This window comes from Lysinibacillus sp. DFXJR4, assembly GCF_057196045.1.
On the sequence record NZ_JBXUNW010000001.1, the window covers coordinates 314,562 to 328,178 of the forward strand.

The window sequence follows — 13,617 nt, forward strand, 5'->3', positions numbered from 1 at the left end:
ATTAAGTCTAAACCACGACATTTAGTACGCAAACCTTGTAGGATATAGCAATTATTCAGTATAATAATTAAATGGGAAATCAAATGCATGGAATTCGTTTGAAAGGAGTTACCTGATTACGATGAATGAGGAACAACGTTTAGCTAATCAACAGATCGATCAACCAAAACATAAAGACAAGCCTGAAAAGGATTATAGTAAATATTTTGAAACGGTCTTTACCGCCCCTTCGTTAAAGGATGCAAAAAAACGAGGAAAAGAAGAGGTAAAGTACCATAAGGACTTTAAAATTGCTCAAGAATTTGCGGGTATGGGTGTTGATCGTACCTTTTATATTCGTACGTATGGCTGCCAAATGAATGAGCATGATACAGAGGTAATGGCTGGGATTTTTATGCAGCTTGGTTACACGCCAACGGATAAGATAGAAGAAGCCGATGTCGTGTTGTTGAATACGTGTGCAATCCGTGAAAATGCAGAAAACAAAGTATTTGGAGAGCTTGGTTTCTTGCTGAAATATAAACGTAAAAACCCAGAAATGCTAATTGGTGTTTGTGGCTGTATGTCACAGGAAGAATCCGTTGTCAATAAAATTTTAAGAAGCTATCCACATGTTGATATGGTATTTGGTACACATAATATTCACCGTTTACCAAACATCTTAAAAGAAGCTTATATGTCTAAGGAAATGGTCATTGAAGTTTGGTCTAAAGAAGGCGATGTAATTGAGAATCTTCCGAAGAAACGTCTTGGCTCCATCAAGGCATGGGTAAATATTATGTACGGCTGTGACAAGTTTTGTACATATTGTATCGTACCATATACACGTGGAAAGGAACGTAGCCGTCGTCCAGAAGAAATTATAGCTGAAGTTCGTGATCTAGCGGCAGCAGGCTATAAGGAGATTATGCTACTTGGGCAAAATGTCAACGCTTACGGCAAGGATTTTGATGATATAGAATATCGATTAGGGGACTTAATGGAAGAATTACGAAAAATCGATATTCCGCGGATTCGCTTTACAACGAGTCACCCTCGTGATTTCGATGATCATTTAATTGAAATACTTGCTAAGCGTGGCAATCTAGTGGAGCATATTCACTTACCTGTTCAATCTGGTTCCAATGACGTCTTAAAAATTATGGCGCGTAAATATACACGTGAGCATTTCCTTGAACTAGTGGCAAAGATTAAGGCAGCTATTCCTGAAGTGACGCTGACAACAGATATTATCGTTGGCTATCCAAATGAAACAGAGGAGCAGTTTGAGGAAACGCTTTCCTTATACCGTGAAGTTGGCTTTGAATCCGCCTTTACGTACATTTATTCTCCTCGTGAGGGTACACCTGCTGCAAAAATGGTGGATAATGTACCTGAGGAAGTGAAAAAACAGCGTCTTCAACGATTAAATGAGGTTGTAGCGGAATATTCTCGCAAATCATTAGAGGGCTTGAAGGGTCAGATAGTAGAAGTATTGGTTGAAGGGACAAGTAAAAGACGCGAGGATGTACTAGCTGGCTATACGCGTAAAAATCGCCTTGTCAACTTTAAAGCACCAGCGCATTTAATTGGTCAATTAGTAAATGTAAAAATAATTGAGGCTTCCTCGTATTCATTAAGTGGTGAATTTGTTGAAGTCGTAAAAAATGAAAAGGTGGAAATATAAATGACACAAATTTTATATACAAAAGATGATTTAATTAAGAAATCTCATGAAATTGCACATATGATTGCCAATACGCCAGAAGTTGAATTTTTCAAAAAGGCTGAAGCACAAATTAATGAAAACCAGCATGTACGTGAGCGTATTGCAAGCTTAAAGAGCTTACAAAAGCAAGCTGTTAACTTCCAGCACTTAGGAAAAGAAAAAGCGCTGAAATTGATTGAAGATAAAATTGCAAAAATTGAAGAAGAAATTAATGCGATTCCAGTTGTTCAGCAATTTAAGGAATCTCAAGGCGATGTTAACGATTTACTACAATTAGTTTCAAACACAATCGCTAACAATGTGACAAATGAGATTGTACGTTCAACAGGCGGCGACGTACTACGCGGAGAAACAGGCTCATATGTAGCTAATACAAAGCCAGGTAGCTGCTCATAAATATAATTATCCAGAAATGCACAAGCTTAATATCGGTATAGCATAGCTCGAATGATTTTATTCGGGCTATTTTTTATTTTTATTCAGCAGATTACTTCCACCTCTATAGGCGGCGAGTTGAATGCAGTTTCCTATACAGTGAGTGTACAAACGCCTGCTGAAATAGAGGAACTCAGGGTAAAATCTTCACATCCTGTGAAAACGCCTGAGTGACCAACATCATGTTGGCCCAAAGCCCCTGATGTCACGGAATTTGAGAGGATTTTTTCGAGCGAGCTCGAAAAAATCCGGAGGCATTACGCTGGGGCGTAATAGATGCTTTCTTTCTATGGCAATAACCGTAGATCCCCAATCTTCAAGTCATTTAGATAAAATTCTATGAAAAGGAATGTTATGCCGAGGCATAATTGATTTCTATAAAAATATATGTTCACCCAATGGGCGCTACCTGCATATGATGGAGTGAAAAGAGTCGAAGGAGGAATTGCGCTGAAACGTTTACGACATATCGTGACGAGAGCAGTAGTTGCCAAAGGGAAGAAGAAAACGGAAGAACGTGTAACATTAAGTCCATCAAATAAACCGACAAGTATTCTTGGATGCTGGGTTATTAACCATACTTGCTCCGCAAAAAAAGTCGGTAAATTTGTAGAAGTATCAGGGAAATTTGATGTTAATGTATGGTATGCCTATAGTAATCATTCGAAAACAGCAGTGTTTTCTGAAACGGTTCACTATAAAGACAAAGTGAAGCTTCATTTTAGAGATGGCGATGTAAGTGCTGGTGATGATGTTCGTGTACGTGTTATTCAAGAGCCAAACTGTATAGAGGCTATCATCTCTCCATGCGGCACGAAATTTGAAATCGTTGTTGAGCGTGAAGTAGTTGTAGAGGTTATGGGAGAAACGACAATTTGTATTAGTGTACATCCACTAGATTTTGAAGAAGAATGGAACTTTAATGATGAGAGTTCATCCTCATCTTCCTCTAGCTCTAGTTCCAGTTCATCGTCTAGCTCGAGTGGAGAAGGAAGGTATGTTTTAGAGTCCTCATCGTTTCCTGATGAAAGACCAAGATAATATTCAAAACGATAAGTTATTGATACATGCGAAACGCTAACATCTTAAAAAAGATGAATGAAGCGTTTCGCATGTATCTTTTGTTATAATAAAAATATCTATATGGCAAGAGCGAGGGAAATTTTATTATGACTACATATACACCAATGATGCAACAATATTTGCAGGTAAAAGAAGATTACAAGGATGCCTTTTTATTTTTTAGATTAGGTGATTTTTATGAGATGTTTTTTGAGGATGCGATTAATGCCTCACAACTATTAGAAATAACATTAACAAGCCGAGATGCAGGTGCAAAAGAACGTATCCCAATGTGCGGTGTTCCGCATCATTCAGCGAAAAATTATATTGAAACACTGGTGCAAAAGGGATACAAGGTAGCTATTTGTGAGCAAACAGAAGATCCAAAGCAAGCAAAAGGTGTAGTGAAGCGAGAAGTTGTGCAGCTTATTACACCAGGAACGATAATGGAGGGGAAATCCCTAGAAGGAAAATCCAATCATTTTATTGGTGCTGCTGAGCAGCTTGATGATATGACGTTTGGTTATGCCTATTTAGATCTCTCTACTGGTGAAGCGGTCGTCTCCTCTATCGAGGGAGATGGTCGGGCACTTTTACTACAAATGCAGGCATATGGAGTGCGTGAACTGATTGTGACAGAAAGTTTACAGCTTTTATTGGCGGAGCATGCAGTCAATGCTGGAATCGTACTATCTGTTGAAACAGATGAAATGACAATGGATAAAGCTACAAACTATTTACAAGCTGTACCAAGTGAATTACAAGTTGCATGCTTACGTTTGCTGGCTTATATCGATAAAACACAAATGCGTTCATTATCACATATTCAAGCATTTACCTATCATGAAATGAAAAATTACTTACGCATTGATTCTAGTTCAAAGCGTAATTTAGAGCTTATTCAATCAATACGAGGTGGCGATCAAAAAGGTACACTCTTATGGTTATTAGATGATACGGTAACAGCCATGGGTGGGCGAAAGCTAAAGCAATGGTTACATCAGCCTCTTGCCACACGTTCAGCCATAGAGGCTAGACTGGACATTGTGTCAGACTTATTAGAAGAATATTTTGTTCGAACAGAGCTACAGGCTTCCTTAAAGCAAGTATATGATTTAGAGCGTTTAGCGGGTCGTGTTGCTTTTGGAAATGTAGGGGGACGTGACTTAGCACAGCTTCGTGATTCGTTACGTCAGGTGCCGATTATTCAACAACACTTGCTAAGTGCCAAAAATGAAACCCTACAAAAACTTGGTGCTGCACTGGATACATGCGCAGATGTAGAGACGTTGCTAGCTCATGCGATTACAGATAACCCACCGATTACTATTAAAGAGGGGGACGTTATTCGTGATGGCTATGATGAACGCCTGGATGAGCTACGTTACGCTTCACGAAATGGCAAGGATTGGATTGCACAGTTAGAGCTAGAGGAGCGAGCGAAAACAGGTATTAAAAACTTAAAAATCGGCTATAACCGAATTTTTGGTTATTATATCGAAATAACAAAATCGAATATCCATCTAGCTGATTTAACACGCTATGAACGCAAGCAAACTTTAGCGAATGCGGAACGCTATATTACGCAGGAGTTAAAGGAAAAAGAAGCATTAATTTTAAACGCAGAAGAAGAAAGTTTAACATTAGAGTATCACTTGTTCGTGGAAATTCGTGATCAATTAAAGGCATTTATTCCAAGGGTACAAGCACTGGCAGCAAGCATTAGTGAGATAGATGTGTTAGTCAGTTTTGCGAGTGTTTCTGAGAAATATCGCTTTACAAAGCCTGAATTCCACGGTGGTCGCTCCTTAGAAATTATAGAAGGGCGTCATCCAGTAGTAGAGAAAATGCTCAATAAGCAAATGTATGTGCCTAATGATTGTGTGCTTGAGGAAAATAATAATATGATGCTCATTACAGGTCCGAATATGTCTGGTAAAAGCACCTATATGCGTCAAGTTGCACTGATTGTTGTTATGGCGCAAATGGGCTGCTATGTGCCTGCTGAAAGAGCGAGATTGCCTATTACAGATCAGATTTTTACACGCATTGGGGCAGCGGATGATTTAGCAGCAGGGCAATCAACATTTATGGTAGAAATGCTAGAATCTCAACATGCCATTATGCACGCTACGAAAAATAGTTTAATGCTGTTTGATGAAATTGGGCGAGGGACTTCCACTTATGATGGCATGAGCCTTGCGCAATCCATGATGGAGTATATCCATGATAAAATTGGAGCAAATACGTTATTCTCTACTCATTACCATGAATTAACAGCTCTTGAGAAGGAACTTACACGTCTACAAAATGTTCATGTTTCAGCCACCGAAAAAAGTGGAACAGTTGTCTTTTTACACAAGGTCAAAAAAGGGGCAGCTGATAAATCGTACGGTATTCATGTAGCACAGCTTGCTCAATTACCAGAGGAAATTTTATCGAGGGCACGTGTGCTGCTTGAACACTTTGAGTCTGGGAAGGAAATAACTACCCCTCAGGAAATTAACGAACAGCCCGTTCAAATGACGCTATTCTCAGAGGAGGAGCCAATTTCATCTGCCGAAGCAGAGGTGCTAAAAAATTTAGAAAAAGTAAATATTCTAGGCACTTCACCCATGCAGGCAATGAATATTTTATACGAGCTACAGCAGCAGCTACTAAATGCTAAAAAATAAAGGAGTGATGCGCAATGGGAAAAATACAAATTATGGACGAATGGCTGTCCAATAAAATAGCTGCCGGGGAAGTAGTTGAAAGACCAGCCTCTGTTGTGAAAGAGCTTGTGGAAAATGCCATAGATGCAGGTAGTACGTCCATCGATGTTTTTTTACTAGAAGCGGGCCTCACTTCAATTCAGGTGATTGATAATGGAAGTGGTATGGATGAAGAGGATGCATTGATATCATACTCCCGTCATGCCACAAGTAAAATCCATCAAGAACATGATTTATTCCGCATTCGAACACTGGGCTTTCGAGGTGAAGCATTAGCCTCGATAGCTTCAGTTTCTAAGATGACACTTATTACATCTAATGGAGAATCAGGCACGTATTTAGAGCTTGAGGGTGGGCATGTGGTGACAAATAAGCCTGGTCCACTGAGAAAAGGAACAGATATTACAGTGGCACAGTTATTTTTCAATACACCTGCACGTTTAAAATATATGAAAACGATTCAAACCGAGCTTGGACATACAATCGATTTAATGAACCGTCTTGCACTTGGCAATCCACAAATTGCGTTCAGATTGCTACATAATGGTCAGCAATTGCTACAAACAAATGGACGAGGTGATGTGCAGCAAGTATTAGCGGCAATTTACGGTGTGCATAATGCCAAGAAAATGGTGCCTTTTGAGGGAGAGTCACATGATTATAAAGTTACAGGCTTCGTATCCTTACCTGAAGTGACACGTGCTTCGAAAAATTATATGTCCCTCTTTGTCAATGGTCGTTGGGTCAAGCATTATTTAGTGCAAAAAGCGATTGTCGATGCTTATCATACGTATTTACCAATTGAGCGTTTTCCTATAGTGGCTCTCTTTATAGAGGGTGACCCCTATTTAACAGACGTCAATGTTCATCCTGCCAAACATCAAATCCGTTTAAGTAAGGAACCAGAGCTACTTAAACTCATTGAGGAGACCATTCGCGAAACTATACGACATGTTATTAGAGTGCCACAAATGGAAAAGAAGGAAAAGATAGTGAAGTCTACAACTGAGCAGTTAAATATCTGGAAGCCAGCTCCGAAGCTAGATGTGGAGAAAATGAATGCCATTGTAGAAAAGCTATATGATGTGCAAACCGTTCAGGAATCAAGCATGTTAGAGCCAGTAAAATCATTACCAGAATCATCCCCTACCCCTGTTGAAGATAGCTTTGAATATACACAGCCAATCGAGGAAAAATCAATTCAAAATGTGATAGATGAGGAAGTAAGGCAAGATTCGATGGAAGAGTCTACAAAAGAACCATTTCCTGCACTGGAAGTAGTGGGTCAAATTCATGGCACATATATTGTTGCACAGATGGAGGATGGCTTTTATTTAATCGATCAGCATGCAGCTCAGGAACGTATTAAATATGAATTTTTCCGAGAAAAGGTGGGTATGGTGAACCCAAATGAACGTCAGGCTTTACTGCTACCATTAACTTTCCACTATGCCGCTGACGAGGCACTCTTATTAAGAGAGAACAAACAAGAATTAGAGGCTGTTGGGGTGTTTTTAGAGGAATTTGGACAGTCATCATTTGTCGTAAGGGAGCATCCTAGCTGGTTTCCTAAAGGGGAAGAACAGGAAATTATTGAAGATTTAATTGAACAGGTACTGACTACGAAAAAGGCAGACGTGAAGAAATTACGGGAGGCAGCGGCAATTATGATGAGCTGTAAAAAATCAATCAAGGCCAATCATTTTTTAACAAGGGAGCAAATGGTAATGTTATTGAATGATCTACGAAATGCTGATAATCCATTTACATGCCCACACGGACGTCCAGTACTCATTCATTTTACGACTTATGAAGTAGAAAAAATGTTTAAACGGGTTATGTAGAACTGTATTAAAGGGGGAGAATGAATGGGTGAATTTATTTTAGCTATAGATCAGGGCACTACGAGCACAAGAGCAATTTTGTTTGATAAAAAGGGCAAAATTGTCCATGTAGCTCAAAAGGAATTCCAACAATACTTTCCCAGAGCCGGTTGGGTAGAGCATAATGCCAATGAAATTTGGGGCTCTATCCTAGCTGTGATAGCAGCCGTATTAACGGAAAGTGGGCATGAAGCCAGTGAAGTACATGCCATTGGAATCACGAATCAACGTGAAACAACTGTTGTTTGGGATAAACATACAGGTCAGCCTGTTTACAATGCCATTGTCTGGCAGTCTCGGCAAACACAGGACATTGTGAATGACTTAAAGGATCAAGAAGGCCTAGAGGAACTCTTTGAGCAAAAAACAGGTTTACGTTTAGATGCCTATTTTTCTGCAACAAAAATTAAATGGATTTTAGATCATGTTGATGGCGCACGAACGATGGCAGAAAACGGAAATTTATTATTTGGTACGATTGATTCTTGGATTGTTTGGCGATTATCAAAAGGAAAGGCACATATAACAGATTATTCAAATGCCGCGCGCACTTTACTTTACAATATCCATGACTTGAAGTGGGATGAAGAGCTTTGCAAATTGTTAGATATTCCAATGTCCATGCTGCCAAGTGTAAAAAATTCCTCTGAGATTTATACACATACAGCACCTAGTATTTTCTTTGGTGAGGAAATCCCGATTGCAGGGATAGCAGGAGATCAGCAGGCAGCGCTTTTTGGTCAAACATGCTTTTCTAAGGGAATGGCTAAAAATACGTATGGCACAGGCTGTTTTATGCTATTAAATACAGGTGAACAGGCAGTTAAATCAGAGAATGGTTTATTAACAACCATTGCATGGGGAATCGATGGTCAAGTGACGTATGCATTAGAAGGAAGTGTATTTGTTGCAGGCTCAGCGATACAGTGGCTGCGAGACGGTTTGCGAATGATTCGCTCAGCCGAGGATTCTGAGACCTATGCGAGTAAGGTGGAAAACACGGATGGAGTGTATGTTGTACCTGCATTTGTAGGTTTAGGGACCCCTTACTGGGATACCGATGCAAGGGGAGCCGTTTTTGGCCTAACACGAGGAACCTCCAAGGAGCACTTTATTCGTGCAACACTGGAATCACTTGCTTATCAGACAAAAGATGTGCTAGATGCAATGGAGCAAGATGCAGGTACGCCTATTGAGTTGCTACGAGTAGATGGTGGAGCAGTAAGTAATGAATTTTTAATGCAGTTCCAAAGCGATATTTTGCAGTTAAGGGTGGAGCTAGCTAAGCTTAATGAATCTACTGCACTTGGAGCAGCCTATTTAGCAGGGCTTGCGACAAATTTTTGGCCAAATCAAGAGGCATTATCTGCATTATGGATGCATGGTCAAACGTATCAGCCGAAAATGAATGCAGAAGCGGGAGAAGCTCTTTATAAGGGCTGGCAAAGAGCTGTAGCGGCTACAAGAATATTTAAATCATAGCTGATGGGGGAATAAGATATGTTTTCATTTGAGCATCGTCCTAAAATTATGCATTTTTTAGAACAATATAGCTTTGACGTCTTAATCATTGGTGGTGGTATTACAGGTGCAGGTATAGCACTCGATGCTGCATCTAGAGGGCTGTCAGTTGCTCTGATTGAGATGCAGGATTTTTCTGCTGGCACCTCAAGCCGCTCTACAAAGCTTATTCATGGGGGACTTCGATATTTAAAGCAATTTGATGTAAGCGTAGTGGCTGAGGTTGGGCGTGAACGGGAAATTGTATACGATAACGCCGTACATGTGACAACACCCGAAAAGATGCTTCTACCATTATATAAAAAAGGCTCACTTGGTCCCTTAACTACATCATTAGCTTTGAAGGTCTATGATCGCTTAGCAGGTGTCAAGAAGAATGAGCGTAGAACAATGCTAAGTGCACAGGAAACTGCAGCACTTGAGCCTTTACTCAATCAAGATGAGCTGGTCGGTGGAGGCTATTATGTTGAATATCGGACAGATGATGCGCGTCTTACCATTGAGGTTCTGAAAAAAGCAGTGGAATATGGAGCATTATGCATTAATTATGCCGAGATGACAGAATTTTTATATCATAAGAAAAAACTTGTAGGTGTGCAAGTTAAGGATCATATAACAGGAAAAACGATAGAAGTGCATGCTGCGCAAATTGTCAATGCAACAGGACCATGGGTGGATGCTGTCCGTCAAAAGGATAAAGTGGCAGACAAAAAGCAATTACGACTCACGAAAGGGGTCCATATTGTTCTAGATCAAAAGGATTTCCCGTTAAAGCAAGCGGTGTACTTCGATATCATGGATGGTCGCATGGCCTTTGCTATTCCACGTGATGGTAAAACCTATGTAGGTACCACCGATACAGAATATGAAGGGGACATAGCACATCCTTTTGCGACACAAGAGGATGTTGATTATTTAATTGCTGCGGCAAAAACTGTTTTTCCAACAGCGAAAATCTCAAGAGAAACAATTGAATCTTCCTGGGCTGGCATACGTCCACTTATTTTTGAAAAAGGAAAGAATCCGTCTGAAATCTCTCGAAAGGATGAAATATGGACGGCTCCAAGTGGACTCATGACAATTGCTGGTGGAAAATTAACAGGCTATCGTCAAATGGCAGAAACAATTGTAGATAAAATTGTCAAAATGCATAAATATAAGCACGCAAGTCCATGTATAACACGTGAGTTATCACTTTCTGGTGCAAAGGGCATCAATGCGATTAATTTCCCTGATTATACAGCCTATAAAGCAAGAGAAGGCATTCAGTACGGGCTAAACTATGATGAAGCAAAAATGCTTGTTCAAAAATATGGCACAAATGTCGATGCGTTGTTTGATCAGGTAAAATATTTACATGAGCATGGTAGTACAATGCCACTTGCTCTCCATGCAATGCTGCTCTATGGTATCGAGGCAGAGATGGTATACACACCAAGTGACTTCTTTATTCGTCGTACAGGCTTGTTATACTTTGATATCGATGCTGTTAAACGTTATAAACAACAGGTTATTCAAGTGATGCAGCAACGCTTACATTATACAGAGCCACAAAAAAACATGTATATTGCTCATCTAGAACAGGCTATTTTAGATGCAACAAGTTTTGTGGAAGAGGGAGTGTAGGGAAATGGAACGTTACATTGAAATGTCAGACGGCCATTTTGTCTTTACGCGTACATTACAGCCGTCAAGTACATGTATTGGCCATATTCATATTTTGCACGGTATGGCGGAGCATAGTGGGCGCTATATAAAGTTTGCTAGCGCACTAACGGCAGCTGGGTATGCAGTAACTATGCATGATCATCGTGGGCATGGCGAGACGGCAGGCTATAATGGTACATTAGGGTTTTTTGCTGAACAAAATGGGTTTGATCGAGTCGTAGAGGATGTCCATGAGGTAGTTACAGCATTACATGAACAGTTTGCAGATGTCCCTTTCATACTTTTTGGACATAGTATGGGATCGTTTATTACGAGAAGATTTATACAACTGTACAGCCACCATGTTGATAGGGTAATTCTTTGTGGAACAGGGCATGTGACAACCTTGCATGCGATGGGGAATTTAGTAGCGAGAGCCTTAGCGAAGCAGCTTGGAAAAGAGACAGAAAGCAAGCTATTAAACAAGCTGAGCTTTGGAAGCTTTAATAAGCAATTTTCCAATTCGAAGACGGCGTATGATTGGTTATGCTCTGTTGAAAACGAGGTACAAAAATATATAGATGATCCATATTGTGGCTTTATCCCAACAAATCAATTTTTTGTAGATTTGACAACAGGTTTTATGACCTTAAATCGAAAAAATGAAATGGCTAAAGTAAGAAAAGATCTTCCTATTCTTTTGATAAGTGGTAGTAAGGATCCAGTGGGAGATCAAGGGCAGGGTATTTATGCTGTTGCTGAGCAATTCGCTGTGGCAGGCTTACAGAATGTGACAGTCTATTTATTTGAGGATAAACGCCATGAAATTTTAAACGAGGATAACCAAGAGGCAGTCTATCAAGTTTTATTACGGTGGTTAGAAAAAAATGATACAAGATAAAATAAAACAGGCAGAGGTCGTCGCAATTGTTGGCCCAACTGCTTCAGGTAAAACAGCATTAAGTATTAAGCTAGCAAAAAAATATAATGGTGAAATTATAAACGGTGACTCCATGCAGGTCTATCGAGGCTTAGATATTGGTACGGCTAAAATTACTGAGGAAGAGATGGAGGGGGTGCCACATCATTTACTTAGCTTTAAGGAGCCAACGGAGGCTTTTTCAGTAGCAGACTATCAAAGATTGGTGCGAACGAAAATTGCAGAAATTCGAGCACGGGAGAAGTTGCCTATTATTGTAGGGGGCTCTGGTTTATATGTGCAGGCAGTGCTCTATGATTTTCAATTTACAGAGGAGCAGGTAGATGAGGTGGCACGAAAGGCTTATTATGAAGAGCTTAAAAAATTAGGCCCTGAGGCAATGCATGAGAAGCTAGAGAAGCTTGACCCACAAACTGCGGAGTCCATCCATCCCAATAATACGCGCCGTGTGATACGAGCATTAGAGATGATTGAGCTAAGTGGTGTTTCTAAGGCTTCCAAGGCACAAAATCGTGGAGAGATTCCTCTCTATAACCATGTTGTTTTAGGGCTTGGTCAAAATATGTCTCGAGAAGAGCTATATGATCGAATTAACCACCGTGTTGATGTGATGATGGACAACGGTTTGTTAGAGGAAGTAAAGGGGTTATGGCAGCAAAATATTCGAGGTGTACAATCCATTCAAGCGATTGGCTATAAGGAATTGTATGATTATTTGGATGGTAAATGCTCACTTGATGAAGCACTTGAAAGCTTAAAGCAAAATTCCCGTCGCTATGCCAAAAGACAATTAACCTATTTCCGTAATAAGATGGATATCTATTTTATTTCAAATGGTGAACAAATTTAAAACATCCCATTACAGAATAGAGAATTTCTAAAAATTACTAATTGCTAAAATGGTAGAACATGCTACTATAGGAATGAAGAGGTAGAAAGAGAGTAGGGAGGCATTTTTGATGAAGTCAATTAATTTGCAAGATACGTTCTTGAACCATCTACGTAAAAACAGTGTATTTGTAACTGTGTTTCTTTTAAACGGCTTTCAATTAAAAGGAACTGTAAAATCCTATGATAATTTTACAGTGTTGTTAATTGATGCTGAAAGTAAGCAGCATCTTATTTACAAACACGCTATTTCTACATTCGTTCCTGTAAAGCAAGTAGATTTTTTAGAAACAGAGCAATAAAAGCATGTAAATATGATATGAAAACAGTTAGTGTTCATGACACTAGCTGTTTTTTTGCCTTCGAGCTATAATGTAATAGGAAATTGATATTTTGGAGGACAAACTTTTATGAAATCAATGGATACAACGCAATTATTAGAACTATTAGACGCTAATGAAGATCTTTACATTATAGATGTTCGTGAGGAAGATGAGGTAGCTCAAGGTATGATTCCTGGTGCTCAGCATATAGCGCTTGGAACCATTCCAGAACGTCTAGAGGAATTAGATGCGACGAAACCATATATTATTGTTTGCAAGGCTGGCGGTCGTTCAGCAAATGCTTGCTCCTATTTAGAAGCTCAAGGCTTTGATGTAACAAACCTTGAAGGTGGTATGCTTGCCTATGATGGTGAGTTAGAATTTAAATAACATTGATTTTGAAGCCTTCGCTTTAGTATGCGGAGGCTTTTTTTGTCGAATACAAGTAGGAATTTATGTTTTGATGGGGGGAGTGCTGAATGGAGGGGAATATGTG

Annotated in this window: 11 protein-coding genes; all 11 read left to right on the forward strand. The window is 39.6% G+C overall.

The features are described from left to right. Positions 1-121: 121 nt before the first annotated feature. The 11 genes from miaB (at position 122) to AC2CGN_RS01535 (ending at position 13,511) form a co-directional block, all read left to right on the forward strand. Positions 122-1,666, forward strand: a complete 1,545-nt coding sequence (gene miaB, locus AC2CGN_RS01485) for a tRNA (N6-isopentenyl adenosine(37)-C2)-methylthiotransferase MiaB (RefSeq protein ID WP_429990793.1) — start codon at positions 122-124, stop codon at positions 1,664-1,666. Then, positions 1,667-2,104 (forward strand): YlbF/YmcA family competence regulator, encoded by a 438-nt coding sequence (locus AC2CGN_RS01490; RefSeq protein ID WP_429980681.1) that lies wholly within the window; start codon positions 1,667-1,669, stop codon positions 2,102-2,104. 426 nt (positions 2,105-2,530) lie between these two features. Beyond that, the gene (gene cotE, locus AC2CGN_RS01495; protein ID WP_283871248.1) at positions 2,531-3,184 is read left to right on the forward strand and encodes an outer spore coat protein CotE; all 654 of its coding nucleotides are present in this window, start codon (positions 2,531-2,533) and stop codon (positions 3,182-3,184) included. A 128-nt stretch (positions 3,185-3,312) separates the two neighbouring features. After that, positions 3,313-5,880, forward strand: coding sequence for a DNA mismatch repair protein MutS (gene mutS / locus AC2CGN_RS01500; RefSeq protein WP_484511683.1), 2,568 nt, complete (start codon positions 3,313-3,315; stop codon positions 5,878-5,880). Positions 5,881-5,894: 14 nt separating this feature from the next. Beyond that, complete coding sequence (gene mutL / locus AC2CGN_RS01505; RefSeq protein ID WP_484511685.1) at positions 5,895-7,763, forward strand: DNA mismatch repair endonuclease MutL; 1,869 nt, start codon at positions 5,895-5,897, stop codon at positions 7,761-7,763. A gap of 24 nt (positions 7,764-7,787) precedes the next feature. After that, entirely contained in the window at positions 7,788-9,284 is a 1,497-nt protein-coding gene (gene glpK, locus AC2CGN_RS01510; RefSeq protein ID WP_286927016.1) for a glycerol kinase GlpK, read from the forward strand. Between the two features lie 18 nt (positions 9,285-9,302). Continuing rightward, the gene (locus tag AC2CGN_RS01515; protein WP_484511687.1) at positions 9,303-10,949 is read left to right on the forward strand and encodes a glycerol-3-phosphate dehydrogenase/oxidase; all 1,647 of its coding nucleotides are present in this window, start codon (positions 9,303-9,305) and stop codon (positions 10,947-10,949) included. Positions 10,950-10,953: 4 nt separating this feature from the next. Further along, on the forward strand, positions 10,954-11,871 hold the full coding sequence (locus AC2CGN_RS01520; protein WP_429984571.1) for an alpha/beta fold hydrolase: 918 nt from the start codon (positions 10,954-10,956) through the stop codon (positions 11,869-11,871). Continuing rightward, positions 11,858-12,760 carry a tRNA (adenosine(37)-N6)-dimethylallyltransferase MiaA gene (gene miaA, locus AC2CGN_RS01525; protein WP_484511690.1) on the forward strand — a complete coding sequence of 301 codons (903 nt, stop codon included), beginning with the start codon at positions 11,858-11,860 and terminating at the stop codon, positions 12,758-12,760. Before AC2CGN_RS01520 ends, miaA begins: the two co-directional genes overlap by 14 nt. Positions 12,761-12,869: 109 nt before the next feature. Next, positions 12,870-13,100, forward strand: a complete 231-nt coding sequence (gene hfq / locus AC2CGN_RS01530) for an RNA chaperone Hfq (RefSeq protein ID WP_054770660.1) — start codon at positions 12,870-12,872, stop codon at positions 13,098-13,100. Positions 13,101-13,208: 108 nt separating this feature from the next. Then, positions 13,209-13,511 carry a rhodanese-like domain-containing protein gene (locus tag AC2CGN_RS01535; protein WP_286927024.1) on the forward strand — a complete coding sequence of 101 codons (303 nt, stop codon included), beginning with the start codon at positions 13,209-13,211 and terminating at the stop codon, positions 13,509-13,511. Positions 13,512-13,617 lie beyond the last annotated feature (106 nt).

Excerpts from the sequence above, each read along its gene's own strand:
- miaB (WP_429990793.1), top strand. The coding sequence starts at position 122 with ATGAATGAGGAACAACGTTTAGCTAATCAACAGATCGATCAACCAAAA.
- AC2CGN_RS01490 (WP_429980681.1), top strand. The coding sequence starts at position 1,667 with ATGACACAAATTTTATATACAAAAGATGATTTAATTAAGAAATCTCAT.
- cotE (WP_283871248.1), top strand. The coding sequence starts at position 2,531 with ATGTTCACCCAATGGGCGCTACCTGCATATGATGGAGTGAAAAGAGTC.
- mutS (WP_484511683.1), top strand. The coding sequence starts at position 3,313 with ATGACTACATATACACCAATGATGCAACAATATTTGCAGGTAAAAGAA.
- mutL (WP_484511685.1), top strand. The coding sequence starts at position 5,895 with ATGGGAAAAATACAAATTATGGACGAATGGCTGTCCAATAAAATAGCT.
- glpK (WP_286927016.1), top strand. The coding sequence starts at position 7,788 with ATGGGTGAATTTATTTTAGCTATAGATCAGGGCACTACGAGCACAAGA.
- AC2CGN_RS01515 (WP_484511687.1), top strand. The coding sequence starts at position 9,303 with ATGTTTTCATTTGAGCATCGTCCTAAAATTATGCATTTTTTAGAACAA.
- AC2CGN_RS01520 (WP_429984571.1), top strand. The coding sequence starts at position 10,954 with ATGGAACGTTACATTGAAATGTCAGACGGCCATTTTGTCTTTACGCGT.
- miaA (WP_484511690.1), top strand. The coding sequence starts at position 11,858 with ATGATACAAGATAAAATAAAACAGGCAGAGGTCGTCGCAATTGTTGGC.
- hfq (WP_054770660.1), top strand. The coding sequence starts at position 12,870 with ATGAAGTCAATTAATTTGCAAGATACGTTCTTGAACCATCTACGTAAA.
- AC2CGN_RS01535 (WP_286927024.1), top strand. The coding sequence starts at position 13,209 with ATGAAATCAATGGATACAACGCAATTATTAGAACTATTAGACGCTAAT.